General features: G+C 69.6%; 19 protein-coding genes and 1 pseudogene. 5 read left to right on the forward strand and 15 right to left on the reverse strand.

All coding sequences use genetic code 11. The features are described 5' to 3' along the window. Positions 1 to 130: 130 nt before the first annotated feature. The 5 genes from B3I25_RS09640 to B3I25_RS09660 form a co-directional block, all read right to left on the reverse strand. Positions 131 to 2,092 carry an ExeM/NucH family extracellular endonuclease gene (locus B3I25_RS09640; RefSeq protein ID WP_286738759.1) on the reverse strand — a complete coding sequence of 654 codons (1,962 nt, stop codon included), beginning with the start codon at positions 2,090 to 2,092 and terminating at the stop codon, positions 131 to 133. Positions 2,093 to 2,255: 163 nt separating this feature from the next. After that, positions 2,256 to 3,509 carry an endonuclease/exonuclease/phosphatase family protein gene (locus B3I25_RS09645; RefSeq protein WP_286738760.1) on the reverse strand — a complete coding sequence of 418 codons (1,254 nt, stop codon included), beginning with the start codon at positions 3,507 to 3,509 and terminating at the stop codon, positions 2,256 to 2,258. 126 nt (positions 3,510 to 3,635) lie between these two features. Next, positions 3,636 to 3,929, reverse strand: a complete 294-nt coding sequence (locus B3I25_RS09650; protein ID WP_098053504.1) for a type II toxin-antitoxin system VapB family antitoxin — start codon at positions 3,927 to 3,929, stop codon at positions 3,636 to 3,638. A 153-nt stretch (positions 3,930 to 4,082) separates the two neighbouring features. Next, complete coding sequence (locus tag B3I25_RS09655) at positions 4,083 to 4,748, reverse strand: TetR/AcrR family transcriptional regulator (protein ID WP_064846550.1); 666 nt, start codon at positions 4,746 to 4,748, stop codon at positions 4,083 to 4,085. A 151-nt stretch (positions 4,749 to 4,899) separates the two neighbouring features. Then, positions 4,900 to 5,727, reverse strand: coding sequence for a hydroxymethylpyrimidine/phosphomethylpyrimidine kinase (locus B3I25_RS09660; RefSeq protein WP_098053503.1), 828 nt, complete (start codon positions 5,725 to 5,727; stop codon positions 4,900 to 4,902). A 121-nt stretch (positions 5,728 to 5,848) separates the two neighbouring features. Here B3I25_RS09660 and B3I25_RS09665 point away from each other — a divergent pair, with 121 nt between their 5' ends. Further along, positions 5,849 to 6,595 carry a queuosine precursor transporter gene (locus B3I25_RS09665; protein WP_370520568.1) on the forward strand — a complete coding sequence of 249 codons (747 nt, stop codon included), beginning with the start codon at positions 5,849 to 5,851 and terminating at the stop codon, positions 6,593 to 6,595. A gap of 64 nt (positions 6,596 to 6,659) precedes the next feature. Here B3I25_RS09665 and B3I25_RS09670 read toward each other — a convergent pair whose 3' ends face one another. Both B3I25_RS09670 and tgt read right to left on the reverse strand, forming a co-directional pair. After that, positions 6,660 to 7,520: an MBL fold metallo-hydrolase gene (locus tag B3I25_RS09670; RefSeq protein ID WP_085108765.1), complete on the reverse strand. Its 861-nt coding sequence runs from the start codon at positions 7,518 to 7,520 to the stop codon at positions 6,660 to 6,662. Beyond that, on the reverse strand, positions 7,517 to 8,827 hold the full coding sequence (tgt, locus tag B3I25_RS09675; RefSeq protein ID WP_349676540.1) for a tRNA guanosine(34) transglycosylase Tgt: 1,311 nt from the start codon (positions 8,825 to 8,827) through the stop codon (positions 7,517 to 7,519). Before tgt ends, B3I25_RS09670 begins: the two co-directional genes overlap by 4 nt. A 213-nt stretch (positions 8,828 to 9,040) precedes the next feature. Here tgt and B3I25_RS09680 point away from each other — a divergent pair, with 213 nt between their 5' ends. After that, positions 9,041 to 9,277: a hypothetical protein gene (locus tag B3I25_RS09680; RefSeq protein ID WP_156523413.1), complete on the forward strand. Its 237-nt coding sequence runs from the start codon at positions 9,041 to 9,043 to the stop codon at positions 9,275 to 9,277. A 26-nt stretch (positions 9,278 to 9,303) separates the two neighbouring features. Here the strand turns inward: B3I25_RS09680 and B3I25_RS09685 are convergent, their stop codons facing one another. Beyond that, the gene (locus tag B3I25_RS09685) at positions 9,304 to 9,846 is read right to left on the reverse strand and encodes an NUDIX hydrolase family protein (RefSeq protein ID WP_035963988.1); all 543 of its coding nucleotides are present in this window, start codon (positions 9,844 to 9,846) and stop codon (positions 9,304 to 9,306) included. Positions 9,847 to 9,908: 62 nt separating this feature from the next. Next, positions 9,909 to 11,087, reverse strand: a complete 1,179-nt coding sequence (locus B3I25_RS09690) for a glycoside hydrolase family 76 protein (RefSeq protein WP_286738762.1) — start codon at positions 11,085 to 11,087, stop codon at positions 9,909 to 9,911. Between the two features lie 970 nt (positions 11,088 to 12,057). On the opposite strand from B3I25_RS09690, the gene B3I25_RS09695 reads away from it, so the two are divergent. Further along, positions 12,058 to 12,576 (forward strand): HEPN domain-containing protein, encoded by a 519-nt coding sequence (locus B3I25_RS09695; protein WP_286738763.1) that lies wholly within the window; start codon positions 12,058 to 12,060, stop codon positions 12,574 to 12,576. A gap of 89 nt (positions 12,577 to 12,665) precedes the next feature. Here the strand turns inward: B3I25_RS09695 and idi are convergent, their stop codons facing one another. Continuing rightward, a complete protein-coding gene (gene idi, locus B3I25_RS09700) occupies positions 12,666 to 13,208 on the reverse strand; it encodes an isopentenyl-diphosphate Delta-isomerase (protein WP_286738764.1) in 543 nt (180 codons plus the stop codon). A 74-nt stretch (positions 13,209 to 13,282) separates the two neighbouring features. Between idi and B3I25_RS09705 the strand changes: the two genes are divergently transcribed. After that, positions 13,283 to 14,269, forward strand: a complete 987-nt coding sequence (locus B3I25_RS09705) for a pseudouridine synthase (RefSeq protein WP_286738765.1) — start codon at positions 13,283 to 13,285, stop codon at positions 14,267 to 14,269. 274 nt (positions 14,270 to 14,543) lie between these two features. Beyond that, complete coding sequence (locus tag B3I25_RS09710) at positions 14,544 to 15,563, forward strand: CAP domain-containing protein (RefSeq protein WP_098053498.1); 1,020 nt, start codon at positions 14,544 to 14,546, stop codon at positions 15,561 to 15,563. Between the two features lie 110 nt (positions 15,564 to 15,673). On the opposite strand, the gene B3I25_RS09715 is transcribed toward B3I25_RS09710, so the two are convergent. The 5 genes and pseudogenes from B3I25_RS09715 to B3I25_RS09735 form a co-directional block, all read right to left on the reverse strand. Continuing rightward, entirely contained in the window at positions 15,674 to 16,327 is a 654-nt protein-coding gene (locus B3I25_RS09715; protein WP_286739021.1) for a hypothetical protein, read from the reverse strand. 240 nt (positions 16,328 to 16,567) lie between these two features. Beyond that, a pseudogene (locus tag B3I25_RS09720) lies at positions 16,568 to 16,744 on the reverse strand (integrase); the annotation flags it as partial. A gap of 256 nt (positions 16,745 to 17,000) precedes the next feature. Beyond that, on the reverse strand, positions 17,001 to 17,204 hold the full coding sequence (locus B3I25_RS09725; protein WP_064846562.1) for a hypothetical protein: 204 nt from the start codon (positions 17,202 to 17,204) through the stop codon (positions 17,001 to 17,003). 24 nt (positions 17,205 to 17,228) lie between these two features. After that, positions 17,229 to 22,229: an Lhr family ATP-dependent helicase gene (locus tag B3I25_RS09730; protein WP_286738766.1), complete on the reverse strand. Its 5,001-nt coding sequence runs from the start codon at positions 22,227 to 22,229 to the stop codon at positions 17,229 to 17,231. After that, positions 22,219 to 23,040, reverse strand: coding sequence for a DUF4232 domain-containing protein (locus tag B3I25_RS09735; RefSeq protein WP_286738767.1), 822 nt, complete (start codon positions 23,038 to 23,040; stop codon positions 22,219 to 22,221). The genes B3I25_RS09730 and B3I25_RS09735 overlap by 11 nt, the downstream gene beginning before the upstream one ends. Positions 23,041 to 23,050 lie beyond the last annotated feature (10 nt).

Here is a 23,050-nt window from a genome sequence, read left to right on the forward strand (position 1 = left end):
AGTTCCCCGATCCACCCGTGGCAGCCGGGGAGTCCCGCGCCTCCGAGGTCGCGGGGGCTGGCAGCATGACGCCGCCCGGCCGCGTTCGTGCGCAACGGGCCGGGCGGCGTCGTCGTACCGGAGGGTAGGGCTACTTCGTGCCCGCCCGGAACCCGGCGATGAACGGGTCGTGGTCGGAGGAGGCGATCTCATTCGGGACGTAGTAGTCCAGGGCCGTGGTGCGGTACTGGGCGTACTGCAGCAAGGGTGACTGGCCCGAGTTGATGTTCCACGCGGCCGCGCCGGTCATGCGCTTGGCGAGCGACGGCGAGATCAGCATGTGGTCGAGCGAACCCACCTGGCCCCCGAACACGTACGTGTAGTCGTCCTCGGCGGCCCGTGCGTACCCGGCGCGGTAGAACTCCTGCAGGGGGTCCTCCTGCGCGTACGAGTTGAAGTCGCCGAGCACGGCCACGTCCTGGGAGCCCGCGGCGGCCGTGAGTTCGGGGATCCAGTCGACGACGGCGCTCGCCTGCGCCACGCGCGACGCGTTCCAGGCGCCCTGGCCGTCACCGGTGTCCCGGTTGGGACCGGTGCGGGGAGCGGAGCCCTTGGACTTGAAGTGGTTGACCACCACCGTGGTGGGTGCTGCGCCGTGCTTGCCGCCGCCCTTGGTCGCGGTGAACGTGGCCGCGATCGGGGTGCGCGCGTTCTCGAAGGCGCCGCCGGCCACGGCCTCGGAGCCGAGGGCCCGGGCCTGACCCACCTGCTTGACCTCGCGGGGCTGGTAGATGATCGCGTTGGTGATGAAGTCCTGCTCTGCGACCGGCTGCAGCTCGGAATCCGCCACGGGGACGTAGGCCCACTTGGTGTAGCCGGCCGCCTTGTTCAGCGCCTTGACCAGGGAGGCGAGCGCCTCGTCCTTGGGCTCACCGAGCTTCGCGGAGTTCTCGACCTCCATGAGCCCGACCACGGAGGCATTCACCTTGTTGATCGCCGAGACCGTCTTGGCCTGCTGGCGCTCGAAGTCCGCGCGGTCGTAGGCCCCGCGCGCGTCACAGCCCTGCGCCACGTTGTACGTGCCGTCCGTGGAGTAGTTCCCGCCGCGGCAGCCCTTGTCCTGCCCCACGGTGGTGAAGTAGTTCAGCACGTTGAAGGACGCGATCCGCACCTGTCCACCCACCCCCGGCTTGGGGTCCGCCGAGCCGGAGAACCGGGCCGGTTCCTTGCCCGGGACCACCGGGGCGGTGGGCTGCAGGCGCCACTTGTCGAAGCGGTAGTCCACGATCACCGGGGCGGTGATCCGCGCGGTGTCGCCCACGGCCACGGGGTTCTCGGGGGTCAGGTACGGGACCTGGCGGGGTTCCTGGGTGGGCGAGGCCGCGAAGCCCCGGTTGGTGCCGTCGTCCAACGTGACCGAGATGGCGTCATTGCGCTGTGCCTGGGCGCGCGCCTCGGGGCTGTTCGGGCGTGCCACCTGAGTGGGTTGGGCGGGCAGCTCCTTGCCCGCGGACAGGCCCAGCTCACCGTAGCGGCCCACGCCGTAGGTGTCCGAGACCCGGAACTTCTCCTTGGGCAGGTAGAGCATGGATTCGAGGTTCTCGCGGTTCGCGGCGGTGGACGCCCAGTTGTTCGTCACGGGCTTCACTGCGGGGAGCTTGTCGCGCACCGGAGTGACCTCCACGTTGCCCGCGAGCTGGGTCAGGCCCTTGAACTCCCCGGCCACACCCGTGACCTGTACCCGGTCACCCACGGCGACCGTGGACTGGGTCGCGCCCGTGTACACGAACACGGCGTTCGAGGCCCGGGAGGTGTCCACATGCCCACCGGTTCCGGGCGTCTGGATCACGAATCCGCCCAGGGTCCCCGGATCACCCGGGTACACGGCGGTGACGACGGAGGGCTCGGTGGTGACCGTCTGGCCCTTCAGGGGCGTCTCGTCCCCGGTGCCCTGGATCTGAGCGATCGACACGGTCCCGGTGGAACCGGAAGGCGCGGGGGTGGGCGCGGCCACCGCGGGTGCTGCGGCCAGGCCGCCGCACAGCAGGAGCGCGCCGGAGGACACGGTTGCGATGCGGGTCCGCAGGCTGAACAGGGGTGATGTCACGGGCATGAGGGGTCTCCAGTCGAGGGTTTGTCGGGTGGGGGATCGGGATCGCACGCTCCGGGGCGGGGTTACGCAAACAGAGGCTGCGAAAACAGGGGGTGCGTGACAGGCGGTGACGGAAGCGGGCGGCGCTTCACACGAAGACCCGGGACGCGCCGTCGTGCGGAGATCAGCGCCTGCCCGGGACCTTGACGTCCACCCACACGAGGCGGTGGTCGGAAGTCGGGAACGGGTACTCACCGGTCAGCTCGGAACCGGGCCGGCCCGGAGCGGGCCAGAAGACACGGGCGTCGAGCAGGGGCAGGTTCTTGGACGGCAACGCGTAGTCCACCCGCAGGTTCCCGGGGGCGGGATCGTCCGAGAAGTCCGCGGTGTCGAGTGCCGGGCGCGTCACGTGCGTCCGGTTGGCGCCGCCCTGGCGCGCGCTCGCCACCACGGCGCCCGTGGACGTGGGCTGCGGATCGCGCACCCGGGAGTTGTCGAGCAGCTGCCGCGCGGCACCCGGGAAGGAATCGCCGTCGTTCGGGTCCGAGTTGTAGTCGCCCACGATCACGAAGCGCTCCCCGCGGGGCAGACCGCCGCGCCGCCCGGCGTCGTCGTAGATGTAGCGCGCCGACTTGGTGCCCGTGACGTAATCGGCCCAGAACCGGATCTCGTCGTTGTTCCGGCGCCCGTTACGGTCCTCGGGGCCGTCGAAGCTGGGTGGCGTGGGGTGCGCGGCCAGCACGTGCACGGTCTTGTGGCCCACGCGCACGGGGACGTCCCAGTGGGACTTGGAGGACAGCCGCAGCTGCGCAGCCTGCTCCGGCGTGTAGTAGTCGGTGGGCATGCGGTTACCGGGCATGTCCTGCCACCGGAAGTGCTGGAACGTGCGGACCCGATCCCGGGCGATCGGGTATTTGGAGTAGATCACCATGCCGTACTGGCCCGGGAACAGCCCGAAGCCCCAGGCGTCGTCCGGTCCGTTCACCGTGCCGTCCTGGTTGAGGTCCAGACCGGACGGCATGCCCGTGTTCACCGGCGCCACGTAGTGGTAGGGGTAGTCCACGGGCGCGTGGCCGTTCTGGCTCACCGCCAGGTAGTTGTCGCGGAACGCCCGCGCGGCGCGTCCGCCCGGGACGTAGTCGAACTCGTTGAGCAGCACGATGTCCGGGTCGTTGATCTGGATGATCTCGGCGATGTTCCGGGCCTGCTGGTTGTCCTGTGTGGACAGGTCCCGCAGCAATTGCCCCTGCTCGCCCCGGTTCAGGGACGCGTTGTACGTGGCCACGCGCAGTCCGTGCTTGTCCCGGCTTTCGTGTCCTTTGGACGACGACGCCGCTCGCGGGCCTTCCCCCGCCGCGGCCGGTGCCACGGTGGTCACGGCGAGGACTCCGGCCAGTGCCGCGGCCGAGACAACAGCGGTACGAGAACGCAGACGCATGGCAAACCTCCAGGTCAGAACGAGATGACCCGAGGGTAGGGAGGCCGAACGACCAGGTCGTGGCGGGAAAGTGAAGATTTGGTGATCCGTGCTACTTACGCCGGGAAGGCTCGTGCGGCGGCGCGGTCAGAGCTCCAGGACCCGCGCGTGGATCACGGAACGATGGTGGAGGGCCGTGCGCAGGGCCCGGTGCACACCGTCCTCGAGGTAAAGGGTTCCCCGCCAGGACACCACGTGGGGGAAGAGGTCCCCGTAGAAGGTGCAGTCCGAGTCCAGGAGGGTGGCCAGGTTCAGGGTGGAGGTCGTGGTCACCAGATCCCCCAGGCGGACCTGCTGCGGGGCCACCTTGGACCAGTCGGAGGGCGTGACCAGACCGTGGTCCGGATAGGGGCGATCGTCTCCCACGGCCTTGAAAATCATGGATTCACCCTAAAGCCGTATGCCCCGGTCCGCAGAACCGGGGCGTACGTGGCGAGTAGGTGTCGTCGGCCGGGCTGAAGGCTCCCCGTGCTGCAGCAGGCGGCAGGCGTCTGGACAAGTCGACCGGACCCGACGGAGGGGCCGGGCTCGGGATCAGGAGACCGCGCTCAGCGCGGGCGGCTGCGAGGGCAGGCGCACGGGGCGGGAGTCGGCGTCGAACTGGGCGCCCAGACCCCGCTGGATGAACCGGACCGTGGCCAGGGTGCGTTCGCGCTGGGCGCGCTCGCTCTGCACCGACTTGCTGCGATCCGCGGTGGAGGTGAGGGAGCCGTGGACCAGGTCGGACAGCTCGTCGGTGTCGCCCTCCGGGAGGTAGCCCTCGTCCATGGCGCGCTGCAGGATGGACGCGAGGAGGGACTGCAGTTGCTGCACGTGCTCGCCGAGCTTGGCGAAGTCCTCCGGGGACAACACGGTGCGCATGGCCTGGCCGGGAGGCAGGTGCCGGCGGCTGAGGTCCTCGATCTGGAACCGCACGTACACGCCCAACTGGTCTACGGGGTTTTCCACCGCGGCGAGTTCTCGATGCAGGTCCGAGACGAAGCGCTCGGTCTTGTCCAGGGCGTAGGCCACGAGCAGTTCGCCCATGTCCGCGAAGTAGTTGTACACCGCGGTGCGCCCCACCCCGGCGGTCTTGGCCACCTGGGTCATGGTCAGATCGGTGAGCCCGTTGCTGTACAGCAGGTCCCCGAACGCGTCGAGAACGGCACGCTGCGTGCGCTCGCGCTGGGCGGCATTACTGGAAGCGGTGATGCGGGGCATGACGACACCTTACCTGATTCTGTCAGCAAAAGGACGGGGCACTGACGGGCCGTGTGTGTTCTTCCCCCATTCCACCGCATGACCGCGGGGAATGCCCCTTACTTCAGGGCATTCCCCGCGGGCTTTCAGGAACTTCGTCGCCGGTGTTCGGTCAGGCCTCGGCAGCGAGCCCGCCCTGCCACAGGGAGTCGAACGGCAGGTGGGATCCCAGCCGGTGCCGGATGCCGGCGGAGACGAAACTCTTGGCGGTGCGGGCGGCCTGGAGCGGGGAGGCGCCCTTGGCCAGCTCTGCGGTGACGGCCGCGGCCAACGAGCAGCCGGCGCCCGAGACCGGGACCTCGCCCACCTTGGGTTCGGACAGCACCTCAAGCGTGGAGCCGTCGTAGAACACGTCCACGGCGTCCGGGCCGGAGAGCCGCACGCCACCCTTCGCGAGCACGGTGGCCCCGGAGGAGTCGTGGATGCGCTGGGCCGCCTCCTTGAGGTCCTCCACGTCGTTGATCTCCTCCATCCCGGATAGGGACAGGGACTCGAAGTGGTTGGGGGTCACGAACGTGGCCAGGGGCAGCATCTGTGCCTTGAGCGCCTGATCGGTGTCGAGCGCGGCGCCCGGTTCCTGGCCCTTGCAGATCAGCACCGGGTCCAGCACCAGGTGGCGGGGCGCGAGGTCCTTCATGGCCGTGGCGACCGTGTGGATCGTGTCCGGTGAACCCAGCATGCCGATCTTCACGGCGTCCAGGTCGTACGCCGCGGAAATGGTCTGCAGCTGGTTCGCCAGGGTCTGCTGGTCCACGGGCGTGAGGCGGTGGCCCCAGTCGTTCTCGGGATCGAACGCCACGATGCACGTCAGCGCGAGCGATCCGAAGACTCCCAGGGACGTGAAGGTCTTGATGTCCGCGAGCGCCCCGGCACCGCCGGTGGCCTCGGAGCCCGCGACGGTCATGGCAACGGGCGGTTGGTTACGTGTGGTTTCGCTCATGCACGCTATTGTGCTCCCGCGCGGGACGTGCCCGCGACTCGGCGCACCACCCCATTACACTGGGCTCGACGCCGGGTGGCAGACGACGTCCCTGACCCTTCCGTACATCCCAAGGACACCCGTGTCTGACGCCACCCCGCCCCACACTTCCTCCTCCCGCACCGCCGCGCTCGCGCAGGGCGAACGGCAGTCCCTCTTCGCGCGCCGCCCCCGGACGTACTTCGACGTGATCCTGGCCGCGTACTGCGTGATCCTGGTGCTCTCCAACATCGGCGCGACCAAGGGCGTGCAGTTCGGCCCCATCATCACGGACGGCGGGTTCTTCCTGTTCCCACTGGCCTACGTGCTGGGGGACGTGGTCTCCGAGGTCTACGGTTTCCGGGCCGCACGCAAGGCGATCATCACGTCCTTCTTCTTCGGGGCGTTCTCCTCCCTGGTGTTCTGGATCGTGATCATCCTGCCGCCGGCGCCCTTCTACGAGAACCAGAGCGCGTTCGAGACGGTGCTGGGCCCGGTCCCGCTGATCGTGGCGGGTTCCCTGTTGGGTTACCTGGTGGGTCAGCTGCTCAACGCATACGTGATGGTCAAGGTCAAGGAACGCACCAAGGAGAAGCACCTGTGGGCGCGGCTGATCTCCTCCACCATGGTGGGCGAACTCGTGGACACCGTGATCTTCTGCTCGATCGCCGCTCCCATCATCGGGATCGACTCGTGGTCCGCGTTCTTCAACTACGTCCTGGTGGGCTATGTCTACAAGGTCCTCGTGGAGGTCGTGATCATGCCGGTCACGTACGCGGTGATCGGCTGGATCAAGCGCCGCGAACCCGGCTACGACACGCGCGCCCTCGAGGAGGCGAACGCGCGGTAGCAGGGCGCGAGCGGCGTCGTCGTGCCCCCGGCTCGGGAGCCCAAGTATGCGAGGTGCCCCCGGGTCAGTACCCCAGGTAGGCGAGCTGCGCGGCGATGGAGCGCTCCGCGGCGCGCCGTACCCCGGCGGGGACGTCGGCGTAGACGGCGTCCGTGATCGCCTCGACGCTCGCGTCGCGGCCGAGTCCGGCGACGATCTCCCGCACCTGATCCAGGCGTTCGAGCCGGTGCTCCGTGAGTTCCTCGCACACCTCCTGCAGATCCGGCAGGGGTGCGCCGTGAGCGGGTAGCACCGTGGCGCCCGAGCGTTGACCGAGCAGTTCGAGGGAGCGCAGATAGTCGCCCAGGGAACCGTCCGGGTGGTCGATCATGGTGGAACCGCGCCCCAGCACGGTGTCCCCGGTGATGACCGTCTCCGGCTCGTCGTGGGGCAACCGGAAGCACACGGAGTCGGAGGTGTGCCCGGGGGTGGCCAGCACGCGGATGCTCACGCCCGCGGCCAGGATGCAGTCGCCGTCCCGCAGGGGCTCGCCGCTGTCCCGGCAGAACTCGGGCAGGGCCGCACGCACGGGCGCACCGGTGATCTCGTGGAGTCGGTCGATGCCGTCCGTGTGATCCCCGTGGCGGTGCGTCACGAGGATCAGCACCACGGTCCCGGTCGCCGCGACCGCCTGCAGGTGCGCCTCGTCCAGGGGCCCGGGATCCACGACGACCACGTCCGGTCCGGGCCACTCGCCCCGGCCCTGCGCGGACGGGTGGTGGCCGTAGTTCGGGTGCTCCGGGCCGTCCCCCGGGGCGGAGAGGATCCACGTGTTGGTGCCGTCGAGGGTCATGGGCCCGGGATTGGGCGCGAGCACCACGCCGGCGCACGCGCTCACGCGGCGCAGGACACCTGGGGTGGCGTGCACGGGCTTGGGGTCGCTCATCGCGGGCCTCCCGTTTCGGAAGGAACAGTGGAGGTCGACGGCGCGCCGTAGTACCTCGCCAGGAAATCGTCACGGTAGTCGAAGTACGTCCCCGCGTCGATGGCGTCCCGCGCGCCGGAGACGAGGTCCAGGATGAAGCGCTCGTTGTGGATGGACGCGAGTGTTGCGGCGTTGCGCTCCTTGGCCTTGAACAGGTGACGCAGGTACGCGCGGGTGTAGTGGGTGCACGTGTAGCACGGGCACGTGTCCGAGATGGGCGTGAAGTCGCGTTTGAAGCGGATGTTCGTGAGGTTGAACCGGCCATCGGGGGAGTAGACGGCCGACGAGCGGGCCACGCGAGTGGGGGAGACGCAGTCGAAGGTGTCCACGCCATTGTCGATCGCGGTGAAGATGTCGTCCGGTTCGGAGATGCCCAGCAGGTGCTTGGGGGTCTCCTCGGGCAGTTCTTCCGTGCACCACCGCACAATGGTCCCCAGCTGACGTTTCTCCAGGGCACCCCCGATCCCGAACCCGTCGAAGCCCATCTTGGCCAGATCCCGGCAGGCCATGCGCCGTAGGTCCTCGTACTGGGCGCCCTGGATCACCCCGAACAGCGCCTGGTAGGGCTTCTCCGCACGGGCCTCGGTGAGCCGGCAGTGTTCGGCCACGCAGCGCAGGGCCCACTTGCGGGTGCGTTCCAGGGCGTCCTCCTGGTACTCGCGGGAATCGTGGAGCGTAGTGAGCTCGTCGAACGCGAACATGATGTCCGCACCGATGTTGTGCTGCACCCGCATGGAGACCTCCGGCGTGAACCGGTGCAGGTCCCCGTTGAGGTAGGAACGGAACCACACGCCGTCGTCGTCCACGCGCGCCATGCGCTTGTGCCCGGGGGCGGGCTGTGCGCCCCCAGGGGATGGTGTGAGCGCGGACATGTCGATGACCTTGCCGAGCCCCGAACCCAGGGACATTACCTGGAACCCGCCCGAATCGGTGAACGTGGGGCCGGGCCAGTTCATGAAGGTGCCCAGCCCGCCGGCGGCGTCCAGGATGTCGTCGCCCGGCTCGAGGAACAGGTGGTACGCGTTGGCCAGCATCGCCTGGGCGCCCTCCGCCGCCATGGACTCCGGGAGCACGGCCTTCACGGCGGCCTGCGTGGCCACCGGGATGAACGCCGGGGTACGGATCGGGCCGTGCGGCGTGGTGATGATGCCCGTGCGGGCCTGGAACTGGCCGCCATTGTCCCGGATGCGCTGCTGGGGAACGGGAGAATCACGCAGGCGCGTGTGGAGCCGGAAGGTGAACGGGGAGGGGGATTCGGTGCTGGACACCACACCATTGTGCCGGTTGCGCGAAAGCGAGAGACAATGTGGTGTCCCCTCCACCCGATGCCGAAAGAACGAGCGCAATCCGGTGAGTCAGGTCACAGAATTCTTCAGGGTCCTACCGTCCGTGCCTTCACCTCCATCTACGCGCGCAATGAGCCCATCCGCGCGCGGTTCACGCACCAGACCCAGGCGGGGGTTCTCATCACAGCATGCGGGATGCTCGGTGTGTTGCTGTCCAACCTGGGGGCGTCGGAACCGGTGGTGCCCGTCCCGGAGCATCACGGGCTGACCACGGGACAGCTGTGTGCCCACGCCGGTCGGTTTTTCCTGGCCACGGGTGTGGCCGGCATCCTGGGCAGCCTCAGCGGGCTGTCCCACAGCTACTGGGCCATGGTCGCGGCGGACACCCAGGCGATCCCGCTCATGCGGCAAGCAGCCAACGGGGGCACGTGACGCCCCCCGGGCAGATCATCCGCTGTTCAGCGGCCCCAGCCCGCGTGGGCGATCGCCTGGCGGATGAGGTCCTCGCGCCCGCCCTCGAACTCCTCCTGGACATCCGTGGACAGCGCCTCGTCCGGGGTCATCCACGACAACTGCAGAGCGTCCTGACGGGGCTCGCACTCACCGCGCACGGGGACGATGTAGCTCAGCGCCACCGCGTGCTGCCGGTCGTCGGTCAGCCCGGTCTCGGACGGGGACGGGAAGAACTCGGACACCGCGAACGGGACCGTGGTGGACGGCATCTGCGGCATGGCGAGCGGTCCCAGGTCCTTCTCGAGGTGACGCAGCAGCGCCGCGCGCACCGTCTCGCGGTACATCACGCGTCCCGAGACGAACGTGCGCACCATGCGGCCCTCGTCGTTGGGCGTGAGCAACAACCCGATCTCGGACAGACAACCGAGCGGGTCCAGGCGCACGGGGATGGCCTGTACGTACACGATCGGCAGGGACGCGCGGGCACGATTGAGGTCGTCCTCGCTGAGCCAGCCAGGGTTGGGGTCCGGGGTGCGTACTGAACTCATGGTTCGTTTCTACCGTCGTGACGCCCCCGCGGGCCAGGAATCCGCGGCGTCAGCGGCCGAGTTCAGCGATCAGCCGAACGCGCGGCAGCTTCCAGTACGGTCCACGCCTGCACCTGCGTGCTGAGTTCCACCGGGGCGCCGGCCCGCTGCGCCTGGTTCGCGTGCTGCGCCGGTTCGGGGGAGAACACCGCGACCGTCTCGCCCACCGCTCGCACCGCGGCGGGCACCGTGAAGTCCTCGTTCGGATCGAATTCCCGACGCCCGTCCCACAAGGCGTCCGCGGTGTCGGTGACGAGCGCGCGGGCGGTGGCCCGAGCGTCGTCGTCCAGCAACGACGACGACGCGGCTTCGCCCAGGTAGCGCACCAGGATGCCCGTGAACAGCCCGGCGTCACCGCCGCCCTGGCCGCGCAACACGGGTGCACCGTGGGGGCCGGGGACCGTGAACTCCCGGGCCGCGCCGTGGACGAGCCGTGCCGCCCGGTCGAGCCACAGTGCGCGCTCGGCGGGGTCCGCGGTGACCTCCGCGAGCTCGAGGGCCGCACCGAGGGCCGGGCCGCTGTTGTAGGTGTAGACGTGCGGGTCCACGGACGTGATCTCCTTCCCGGAGCCCGCCGCGGCCATGCGGATGCCGTCCAGGAACACGCCGCGCTCGGCGTCGAAGAGGGTGTCGAACAACCACGTGAGCAGTGCGCGAGCCTCGGCAGTGCGGTGCATGCGTAGGAATGTCAGCGCCACCGGGGCGGTGGACGCCGTGTTCTTGTAGTCCCGCGTGGTGTTCCACCACGCACCGCCGCCCATGGTGTCGTCGCAACCGGAGGCGAGGCGCGTGGCCAGAGCGGTGCCGTCGTCCTGCACCGCGCGCGATGTGCGGCCCGTGGCGGCGAGGTCCTCGTCACGCAGGCGCCCCACGGCGAGGGTCAGCCAGGCCATGTCGTCGAAGAACACGTTGTTGGTCACCCGCCCGCCGCTGTGCACGGCGATGCCCCGCAGCAACCGGTGCGCGCGGGAGCGGGCCAGCTCAGCGGTGTCCTGGTTGCCGGCGTGGCGCTCGCGGGCCGCGGCGTCCACGAACGCGTCCAGCAAATGGGCCTGCCACCAGTAGTGCCACGGCCCCCGCCACGGGCGCGGGAACGCGACAGCCCCCAGGTACGTGCCCGGCACGCGCAACGCCCGCGCACCGAACAGGTGGTCCACGGAGTGCGCGGCCTTCGCGGCGCGGTGGGCGGGGGATTCGGACATCGCGGGGCTCCTGGGAGGACGGGTGGGGTGTGTGAGGAGTTTATCGCCCGGTGCCGCTGCGGCTCGCCCCGGTGCCCCCGCTGCCTTTTCTGAGTTATCGCAGCTTTTCCCCGTGGTGGGGTGCTTTTACTCCACCAGGAATTCGCGTCGGGGCGTGCGCGGATCCCTGAGCACCTCCCCAGACACTCGCTTCATGGGCCCCATCGATTCCCCGACATCTCGCTCCCAACGCCGCCTGCCCCGTTGGTTGGTGGTGCTGATGTCCCCTGGGTGTGGTCCTGGTTCTCAGTGTGGCCTTGGCCTGTCGCGGGCAAGGCCCGGACCAGGATGAGCGTGGGGCCCGGCCATTCGAGGTCCTCGTGCTCCTCCAGGGGAAGGAAACCCATCCTGGTGTAGAAAGCCCGGGTCTGGGCATAGGGGGCGTTCTCGAAGGACGGCCCCACCGGGTGCACGGAGAGCAGCGTGCGGCCATCGCCGGCCGGCAGGGACGACCGTCGGGGCCGAGTGCTCGGCATGGCCCCAGTAAATGCACGAGGAGTAATCACTTGCGGGTGGAATAGGCGCGTGGTGCGCGAGCTCGTTTATGACATCGACCCAGATCACCCCACTTTGTCTGTTCATGCATCTGAGCGGATTGGAGGCCTGGGCGCAAGCTCCGATCGCGTCCCTGGAGAGCACTTCGGACCAAGCTGAGGAACGGCAGGAGTTCTTCTCCTTGCTGCGCATGAACCGGGCTGTGGTCGTCCGGTACCGAGTGAGGATCGCCGGAGGGCCCGAGCGGCCGTTGGAGGTCGACGGTTGGATGGTTGAAGATCCCCTAGACGATCAACGTCATGACGGCATGGCCGCTCGGAGGGGCGAGTCTGGCGTCGAGCTCATTGCTGCCTGGCTGGAATGACGTCCAGAACTGGGGCGGGCTCCTGAACTGACAGCGAATGTTCTAGCTCGTGGCACGCATGGCGAACGGTTCGTGGACGCAGACTTCTCCACGATGGTCATGTCGCTGGAGGGGGCTACACCGCAAGCTTCACTCTGGGAAAACCGGTGCCCTGACAAAAGCTCAAGAAAAAAGGCCCGTCGCGCCATCGGGGACCTCATCGCGAGGGCCAAGGATGAAGGGGAAATAGACGATCTCATAGCCTCCACCCTGAAAAATCGTGTCCTCAATAGCCAGTTGGGAGAACCCACACTTGAGCAGCGTGTCCAGGACATCTTGGACGATGTACAGCCACTGGTGCCGATAATCTGTGGGACGGCTGCCGGGGCACACGACCTGTGGAAGAGAGAAGTGAAGAGCCTGCGGAACAACTACGCCCATGGCCTGGAGAAGCAGACCCAGCTCAGGAAAAACCTTGTGCTTTCTACCTCGCTGACCGTCTTGGTGGCCTCCCGTTGCCTCGTGTATGTCGGTGCTCCCCGGAGAAGCTGGTGGAGTCGATCCCACTCGCCGAGGGTGGAGGTAATTTGGTGCACTGGAGAAGAACACTGATGCCAGATTTCTACGCCCCGAATGACCCGAGGGACGATCAACACACAATGGCTAAAGGTGACCCGATCCAGGGTGGTGAACCTGGGCCCTCAGCCCAGCGCCTCCCGCAGCACGGGTTCGCGGATCTGGTCCGCGAGCCACGGGCTGAACGCGAACGGGGCGCTCTCCACCGCGGTCACGAGGTCGTGGGGGGCGGCCCACGAGTACTCGGCGACCTCGGACTCGGCGGGACGGGGATCGTCGTCGGTGACGGCGATGAACACCGGGCAGAACTCATTCTCAACGACCCCGGAGGCGTCCGTGGCCCGGTATCGGAACTCGGGCAGCACCACGGTGAGGTTGCGGATCTCCAGGCCGAGTTCCTGCTGGGCACGGCGGGCGACGGCGTCCTCGAAGGACTCGTCCGGTCCCGGGTGACCGCAGAAACTGTTGGACCATACGCCGGGCCACGTGCGCTTGCCGAGCGCGCGGCGGGTCACCAGGACCTGGCCGCGGGAGTTGAGCACGTGGCACGAGAACGCCAGGTGCAGGGGGGTGTCCTCGGTGTGAACCGTGGATTTCAGGGCCGTTCCGGTGGGTTGGTGTTGATCGTCCAGGAGCACCACGCGCTCCGGGCTGGTGTGCTCGCTCACGAGGCCGCCTCACGGTCATGTGTTAGGTTCCAGGCCATGGTAACCGCCGGATCGGGCACGCAGTGAGACGACGCGTGAACCCTCCGCTACCCACGGTGCGCGGCGTGGGGCCCGCGCGGGTCCGGATGCCCGGCCCGGGTTCCCCGGACCCGGTCTTGCGGGCTCTGGACGGTCTCCCGACCACGGCCGCGGACTACGTCCAGCAGCGTTTCCCGGACGACGCCGCGTGGTTCGCCCACGAGGTCGCCGCCGGTCGTGTCCGCGGGGACGACGGCGTCGTCGTCACCCCGGCCACCCCTTACGAAGCGGGGGCCTCGGTATGGTTCCACCGCCCGGTCCCGGACGACGACGCCGCGCCCATCACCCTCGACGTGCTGTACGAGGACGAATGGATCCTGGCGGTGGACAAACCGCACGGGCTGTGCAGCACACCGAAGGGCGAGAACGTCCGCCGCTCCGTGGTGGTGGCTGCGCGGTGCCAGTTCCACAACGACGAGATCTCCGCCTTGCACCGGCTGGACCGCTCCACGGGCGGGGTGCTGCTGCTGAGCAAGCACGCGGCGGACCGCGGGGTGTTCCACCGCATGTTCCAGGAGCGCACGGTGACCAAGACCTATTGGGCCGTGGCCCGCGTCAATGATCGGGTGGGGAAGGAACCGGTGCGCGTGGAGTCCCGGATCCGCAAGATCCAGGGAGTTGTGCAGGCCTTCGAGGAACCGGGTGACGTCAACGCCGTCACGGACATCCGCCTGCTCGAACGCTTCACCGATGACGCGGGGCAGTGGGGTTGCTACGAGATCGCTCCGCTGACCGGGCGCACCCATCAGATCCGGGTGCACATGAACTCGTTGGGCCTCCCATTACGCGGGGACAAGCTGTACCCGGTGCCGCTGGACGATTTCGACGTGGAGGACCCGGACAACCCCATGCAGTTGATCGCCCGCTCCCTGACCTTCACCCATCCCATGACGGGTGAGATGATCACCGTGAGCTCACGTCTGTCACCCAGCGCCCACACGGCTCGTCGATCCGGGGCGTCCAGCGAACTTCTGACACATTGACCTGCAAGGGCAAAGTTGAACATCCGTCGAAGGATGCCGAAACGTTCCGACCAAGTGTGATGTAACACACCAGAACCCGGCTACCCCGGGGTACCCTTATCAGCGGGTCTTCCCCCCTCATTGGGCCCGTACAGGGGTTGTCGTACACACAGCCCCGAGTCGGTTGGCACATGCCACCACGAGCTGTCCCCCCACAGCGCGTACGTCTGTCACACCCTCGTGGTGTCATGCCACGGAGGTGCGGGCGCGTGCGCCCAACGACGAAATGGTCCCCATGTCACATCACCGCATTCCTGCCATCGACGGGTACTCCCCGACCCGACGAGCCTTCTCGAACCTGGCCGCAACCATCACTGCGGCTCTCATGATCCTGAGCGGGGGCCTGTTCATCGGCACCCCCGCGCAGGCCGCACCCTCCGACATCGTGTCCGTGTCCAGCAGCACGCGGGCGGCGGACGCCCAGAAGCTCCTGAACCTGATCAACCAACACCGGGCATCCAAGGGCTTGGCCCCGGTGAAGTACTCCAAGTCGCTGTCCGGCATCGCCCAGAGCCAGTCCGACCGACTGGTCAAGGAAGAGGTCATCGACCACAGCAACCTGTTCCTCACGGACCGCCGGGCCGCCGGGTACAACGCGGCGGGGGAGATCCACGCGCTGTCGTGGCAGAACTCGGTTCCCGACCTCATGAACTGGTGGAAGGGCTCCCACGCGCACAACAAGGTCCTCACGGACCCCCGGATGCAGGTCGTGGGGATCGGACTGACCTACGTGGACGGCCGGTTGTCCGGCACGGGCGAGGGCTGGCGCCTGGTGGGCACCGTGGATTCCTACGGCTACCCGGCCGGCAGCGGTCCCTCGGACGTCACCCGCACGGTCACTGCGGCAGCGCCGCGCCCGCAGGCCGACACCGTGGCCGCGAAGCCCGTGGCACCCCCGGCCTACACGGTCAAGGGCGGCATCAAGAGCCGGTACCAAGCACTGGGTGGCGCGGCCAAGTTCGGCTATCCGACCATGAACGAACGCGGCGGCCTGGTCAACGGCGGCGTGTACCAGAACTTCAGGGCCGCGGGCGGCGCCCAGTACAAGTTCATGTGGTCCCCGTCCTCCGGCGCGCACGTGATCAAGGAGACCGGCGTGATCGGCAAGCGCTGGAAGGCCGCCGGCTTCGAGCGAGGGTGGGGCTACCCCGTCACCGAGGAGTACCGCGTGGGCTCCGAGATGCGCCAGCGCTTCTCCAAGGGCTACACCGTCCATTGGTCCTCGGTCACGGGCAAGACCTGGGTCACCCGCTGACGCACCACGAACCGGTACACCCGGACGCGGAGACGGCGGATGCGCGGGGTGCGTTCCGGTCCTGACAGGCCCGGGCGCACCCCGCAGCCGATTCCCTTTTCGTCAGCCCGTCACTCGCTCTGGCAGCGCGGGCACCACACGATCTTGCGCGGGTGCTGCACTGCGGTGCCCGGCGCCGTCGTGGTGCCGTCCGGCGCGGGGACGGTGAGCAGAGCGTCGTCGATCTCTCCGCGCCGCAGCACCGCGCCGCACCGGGGACACGGTTGGCCGTCCTTGCCGTACGCCCAGAACAGGGGGCGCCCCTGCGGTGCCTGCCCCACGGTCGAGCGCATCGAGCGGTCCTTGTTCAGGTGCAGCAGCTTGTGCGCGAGCGTCACGATCTCGCGCAGCTTGCCCTCCGGCAGGGAGCCGACCGTGACCCATGGATTGGTGCGCGACATGAACAGCACCTCCACGCGGTACACGTTGCCGATCCCCGCGAGGTTGCGCTGATCCATGAGCGCGGTGCCGATCGCCCGGTCCGGTTGCGCACCCAGCCGCTCGAGGGCCTTCTCCAGGTCCCAGTCCGGTCCGAGGATGTCCGGGCCCAGGTACCCCACGAGTTGCTCGTCCTCCAGGCGGGTAGGCACCAATCGGACGTCCTTGACGTCGAAACCCACGGCCTCCACGTCCTCGGTGCGCAGGATCGCACGAATGGTGTGCGAGCCTTGCCCGATCGCCACGTCCGCGCTGAGCCGGGTCCTCGCTTCTGCGCGTGAACGCACGCTGCCGCCCCGCCGGGCCTGCCCCCGCGGTCGGTAGGGACTCGCCCCGGGTCGGCTCGTGCGCATTCCGTTCCTTGCTCGTGACGACGACGCCGCTCGCCCGCTTCCGGCCGGAGCATCACCTTTGCTGCGTGCCGCTCGTGGTTCCCCGCCGGAGCCGGTTGTGGCGCCCCCCGCCGGTTCCCGGTCGAAGACTCGCCACGTGCCGTCCATCATGAGGTGGGAATGTAGGGTGAGGGGCTCGGCCCCGGATCTCAGCTCGGCCGCATCGGGGGCCTGGGAGAGTCGGATGAGGATGTGCTTCCCCCGCGGCACCACGGCCACGACCGTGCGCCCGGACACGTCCGATGTGGCGAGTGAGGGCACCCGGAAGTCCGAGCTCACGATCACGGACCCCTCCAGCGCCTCGCGCAGCATCTTGCACTGGCGGTAGACGGAATCACCTTCAGGCACCTGGGCCTCCTAGGTAGGGTGGGGTGTTCAGTGTCGAACGGGAGTGGGCTCGGCGGCAGTTCGCAGCTGTGGCGTCAGTGCCACCGTCGCAGCATTGCGGCGACATCATGGAGATCGGCTCGGCCACTCGCCGTGGCCTCCAGCAACCCCACATCGCGCAATGGGCCGACTCCGAGATCGTTGATCACCACGAGTAGGTCCTCGGTCGTGAGGTACCGCGTCACCGCCCGAGCCGGTCCAACACATCGGCATAGCGTGCACGTGCACGCGCCGACGCTTCGGTCACCTGCCGCTCGTGACCTCTCCGGGCCGCAACTTCGTGGATGGCTCGGATCGTGGCTTCCTGACGGCTGATGCCGTCCGCTTCGGCCAGGGCGGCGAGAGCGAGTTCGTCGTCCTCGGTCAGCCGCAAAGTCATCGCCATGCCCCTCAAGGTATCAAAGTGGTATCAGCCGGACCTGCCCCCGCCCACGGGAGCCCGCATCCGCACGCTGCGCGGGGTCTGGTAGAAGCCGCCCGCCAGCAGACCGTCCCGGACCGCGGTCACGAGGTCCTCGGAGGAGAGCACCGAGTCGCCGTTGACCTTCTCGACCACGAGCGAGTCCATGGCCCTGCGCTGCACGAGCTCGGCCACGGCCTCCGCCGCGAGGCGCAGCAGGGCCGGGTCTGACACGAACGCGAGCGCGGTCTTCCCGCCACGTTCCAGGTAGAGGATCAGCGCCCCGTCCACGAGCACCACCACGGCACCGGCCTTGCGCCCCGGGCGGTGCTTGGTGCTGGATTCGAGAGCCACCGCTTCCGGCCAGTCCAGCGCGGCACCGTAGGGGTTGGCGGGGTCCGTGGCCGCGAGGGCGAGGACGCGGGGTTCGGCCTTGCGAGCGGCGTCGTCGTCCGTGAAACTGCGCAGCACGTCAACCGTCGCGGGTTGCGTGAACTGGGCGGCGCCGAGGCCCTCGATGAAGTACCCGCGCCGCGCGCGGCCCGCGTCCTCGAGTGCGCGCAGGACCTTGTAGACGGTGGAGAACCCGCCGGGGACGTCCTCCACCGCCACGGGACCGCGCGTGAGGATGCCGTAGCGGTCCAGCAACAGCTCCGCTTGGGCCTGCGCCCGCACGGTGGGGTTGAGCGGTTCGGGGCGCAGCACGGACCAGCGCCCGGCCGTGACACGGTCCTCACCGCCCCCCGCGGCGCGAACGACGCGAGCGCCGTCGCCGGACGCGGACGCCGCCGGATCCACACCGCCGGGGCCGCGGGACGCGGCCCGCAACCGCGCGGCGCCGCGCCGCCCGGCCGTACGGGAACGGCCCGGGCGCTTGGGCGTCTTGTGCGCGGAGTGCCTGCCCGAGACGAGTGCGCGCACCGGGGCGTAGGTGTCATTGGTGATGAGCCCCGCCCACAGCAGGTTCCACAGCGCAGTGCGCAGCTGGGCCATGTCCACGGACACGCCCGCCTCGGCGAGCGGCTGGATGAGCTGCCACGCGAAGTACGCCCCACCGGCCCGCAGCACGGCGAGCAGTTCACGTTCCAGCGTGGAGTCCAGGGCCTCGGCGGCGGCCTCGAGCTGCGGCACGGGCGGCAGGGACAGCTCCGCGGACTCGGCCAGGTGGAACGCGACCCACCCGTCCTCACCGCCCAGGGACCCCGCGCCCGAGAAGAGCACCTCGCCCGCGGCCATGAGCTCGTCCAGCATCGCGGGCCGGTAGTCCACCACGCGCTGCGCGAGCACGAGCGGTTCCCACGCGGACGCGGGCACGGGCACCCCGGCCAACTGGTCGATCACCGTGAGCACCCCGTCCAACCCGCGCAACTGGTGCCCCGGGACGGCGTGCTGCCACGCGGGCAGGAAGGTGGCGTATACCTGCGGGTCCACGGGTTCCACGTCCGCGCGCAGGGCGGCCAGGGAACGGCGGCGCAGGGTCCGCAGCACCTCCACGTCGCACCATTCCGACTCCGACGCCGCGGGGTCCCCGCTCGGGCGGAACGCCCCCTCGCTCACGCGCCGCTGCTTGGCGAGCGAGCGCAGCGCGGTCTCGACCACGGCGGGCCCCAGGCTCAGGGCCTGCGCGGCCTCCGCCACGCTGAACGGACCATGGGTGCGCGCGTACCGGGACACGAGGTCCCCCACGGGATCCGCGACCGGTTCCAGGAACGCCAGGGGCACACCCATGGGCAAGGGCTGGCCCAGGGCGTCCCGCATCCGCGCGGCGTCCTCCACCGCGCAGTAGACCTCGCGCCCGCCCACGCGCAGGACGATCGCCCGGTTCGTGGACACCAGGGTGTCCAGCAGCTCGCGGGCGGCGTCCGCGCTGATGGGTTGGTACTCGGGGGCCACGTCCTCGGCCGTGTCGACATCCTCGGTGTCGTCGGTTTCCGGGGCATCGGGGGTCTCCGGCGCGCTCTGCGCGGGGGGCGACGCCGCTGCGGTGCCTTCCGCGCGCAAGCGCACTGCGGCGTCGTCGGCCGTCATGGGACCGAGCAGGCGCAGGAGGTCCGCCGCGCCCTCCACGCCGCGCAACCGACGGTCCGGCGCGAGGCGCTGCAACTGCAGGACCGTTGTCTCGATGACCTCGAGATCCAGCAGCTCGCGCAGCTCGGCGCGACCGAGCAGCTCGTTGAGCAGGGAGGGGTCCAGAGACAGGGCCGCGGCCTTGCGCTCGGCCAGGGGCGAATCGCCCTCGTACAGGAACTGGGCCACGTACCCGAACAGCAGGGTGCGCGCGAAGGGGGAGGGGGTGTCCGTGGTGGTCTCGACCATGCGCAGTTTGCGCCCGGCCAGATCGCGCTGCAATTGCAGCAGCGCGGGGACGTCGTACACGTCCTGCAGGCATTCGCGCACGGTCTCGAGGATCACCGGGAACTGCGGGTACTTGCGGGCTACGTCCAGCAACTGGGCGGAGCGCTGACGCTGCTGCCACAGGGGCGTGCGCTTACCGGGATCCGCCCGCGGCAGCAGCAGGGCACGCGCGGCGTTCTCCCGGAACCGGGACGCGAACAGCGCCGAGCCGCCCACCTCCTCGGTCACGGTGCGCTCGAGCTCGTCCGGGTCGAAGAGGAACAGCTCCGCCCCGGGCGGTTCCTCGTCCGTGGCGGGGACGCGCAGCACGATGCCGTCGTCCGCGGCCTGGGCACTGGCATCCAGACCCCAGCGCTCGTCCAACCGGGCGCGCACCGCGAGCGCCCACGGGCCGTGCACGGGGGTGCCGAACGGGCTGTGCAACACCACGCGCCAGTCCCCGAGTTCGTCCCGGAACCGCTCGACCACGAGCGTGCGATCGTCCGGGACGTGTTCCGTGGCCTCCCGCTGTTCGGAGAGGTAGGCCATGAGGTTGTCCCGGGCCCAATCGTCTAAGCCGGAGGCGGCCAGGCGCTCGCGGGCCTCGGTGTCCTGGGCACCGGCGAGTTCACGGGTGAACCGACCCGTGGCACGACCCAGTTCCACGGGCCGGCCCAGACCGTCCCCGTGCCAGAACGGGAGCTTGCCGGGCACGCCCGGGGCCGGGGCCACGACCACCCGGTTGTGCGTGATCTCCTCGATGCGCCAACTCGAGGCACCCAGGGCGATGATGTCCCCCACGCGGGACTCGTAGACCATCTCCTCGTCCAGCTCACCCACGCGCTTGGGGGACTTGCTGTCCTGCTCGCCCACGAGGAACACGGGGAACAGGCCGCGGTCCGGGATGGTGCCACCGCTCGTGACTGCGAGCCGCAGGGCACCGGGGCGGGCCTGCAGGGTCCCGGTCTCGCGGTCCCACACCAGCCGGGGCCGCAACTGGGCGAACTCGTCGGACGGGTACCGCCCGGCGAGCAGGTCCAGCACGGCGTCGTACGCGGAGCGCGGCAGCGAACGGAACGGGGCGCTGCGGCGCAGGGTGTCGTACCAGCTCTCCACGTCCACGTCCTCCGCGGCAACCGCCGAGACCGTCTGCTGGGCCAGGATGTCCAGGGGGTTGGTGGGCACGGACAGCGGTTCCAGGTGCCCCGCGAGCATCTGCTCAGCGATCACCGCCGCGTCCCGCACGTCCCCGCGGTGCTTGGGGTAGATCCGCCCGATCGAGACCTCGCCCACCTGGTGGCCCGCGCGGCCCACGCGCTGCAAACCGGACGCCGCCGAAGGCGGGGACTCGATCTGGATCACCAGGTCCACGTGGCCCATGTCGATCCCGAGCTCCAGGGAGGAGGTGGCCACCACGCACCGCAACCGCCCGGTCTTCAGGTCCTCCTCGATCAGGCCGCGCTGGTCCTTGGACACCGAGCCGTGGTGGGCGCGCGCGAGCACCGGGGACGCGCCCTCGTGGCGGTTGTGCTGGCGGGGGATGTCCGCGGGGGCGGAGTCGCGGGCCCGAGAAGCGCTGACCGCGCCCTCGCTGCGCGCGGCGTCGTCGGCCTGCGCGGCGGCGCCGCCCAGGAGGTCGGAGAGCGCATCACCCAGCGCCACGGGATCGCCACTGTCCAAATCCGCGGGGCTCTCTTCCGCGGCGTTGGCGAGCCGGAACTCGTGGATCTCGTTGAGTCGCGCAGTGAGTTTCTCCGAGAGGCCACGCGAGTTCGCGAACACGATTGTGGAACGGTGCGCCTCCACGAGGTCCACGATCCGTTCCTCCACGTGGGGCCAGATGGACGCGGTGGCCTGGTAGTCGGACGCCTCCAGGTTGCCGTCCAGGTCCCCGGACGACGGCGACGCCGCCGCCCCGCCCAACACGGTCATGTCCGGGATGGGCACGGACACCGTGAGGTCCCAGTCCTTCTCGGACGGCGGGCGCACCACGTCCACGGGCTGGGAGCCGCCCAGGAACCCGGCCACGGTGTCCACGGGTTCCACGGTCGCGGAGAGCCCAATCCGTTGCGCGGGACGTTCCAGGAGGTCGTCGAGGCGTTCGAGGCTCACCGCCAGGTGCGCCCCGCGTTTGGTCCCGGCCACCGCGTGCACCTCGTCGATGATCACGGTGTTCACGTGGCGCAGGGTCTCCCGCGCCTTGGACGTGAGCATGAGGTACAGCGATTCCGGGGTCGTGATGAGCACGTCCGGGGGATGCGCCAACAGGGCGCGGCGGATCGCCTGCGGGGTGTCACCTGAGCGCACACCCACCGAGATCTCCGGGGGCTCCCCGCCGGCGGCCTTGGCGGCCTGGGTGATCCCGATCAGCGGTGCGCGCAGGTTGCGTTCCACGTCCACGCCCAGGGCCTTGAGCGGGGAGATATAGAGCACCGAGGTGCGGTCCTCCGCGTCGTCGGACCCGTCCGCCTTCTTGTCGGTCAGCAAGCGGTCGATCGACCACAGGAACGCCGCGAGCGTCTTACCGGAACCGGTGGGGGCCACCACGAGAGCGTGGCGGCCCGCCGAGATGGCCTCCCACGCGCCGCGCTGGGCCGCCGTGGGCCCGCTGAACGCGGCGTCGAACCACTGCGCGGTCGCGGGGGAGAAAAGGTTCAGGACGGGGTCAGGACCCAAAACCCTTGACCTGCAACTGGGAGACCTTGGGGTTGCCGCACGCCTGACCCGAGTAGGGCACCACGAGCGACTCGTAGCTGTCCGGCGGGTACACGCGCACGCCCGCGGCCTGGTGCGGGTTGCACACCTGACCGATCACACCGGGCTGGGTGATCCGCACCCCGGCGCTCGCGGACGCGCCGGGCTGTAGGGTCACGGTGCCCGCACCCGAGGCGTCCCGGGAGGCCGGCGCACCCACGGGAGCACCGTTCGCGTCCACGAAGGACACACCCGGGTAGCCGCTCAGGGTGCACGGTGCGGAGCCGTTGTTGGTGAGCGTGAGGGACGCAATGACCGAACCCGCCGCACCCTGCTGCGGCGTGAGCGATCCGGAGAGCTGCCCGGCACTGCACGTGCCGCCGGCGCGCTGGGCATCCGCCTTCGCCTGGTCGAACGGGCTCGCAGTGGGCATGCCCAGTTCGGGAGCGGACGCGAGGCGATCGGGCTCGGCGGACGGCTGCGCCGACTCCGCGGCCTGCCCCTCCTGTCCACCGGACGCCGCGGCGTTTGTGGCTTCCGTGGCCTCGGCGCTCGCGGACGGGCTCGCGGACCGGCTGGCCGACGGGCTCGGGGACATGGACGAGGCGCTCGGGGACGCCGTGGCGCTCTCGGAGACGGAGGCGCCGGCGGGTGCGGTGTTCTGCTCCTCGGACGAGGCGCCGTCCGAGGAACCGCAGGCCGAGAGGACCATGAGAGCGCTCAGCGCGGTGGCCGCGAGCAACGGACGGGTGGCGGTGTGGGTGCCCCGGGGGGCGGGCAAGTGACTCCTCATGGCAACAGTG

The sequence above is a fragment of the Kocuria sp. UBA1838 genome (assembly GCF_002338785.1).
Classification (GTDB): Bacteria; Actinomycetota; Actinomycetes; order Actinomycetales; family Micrococcaceae; genus Kocuria; species Kocuria marina.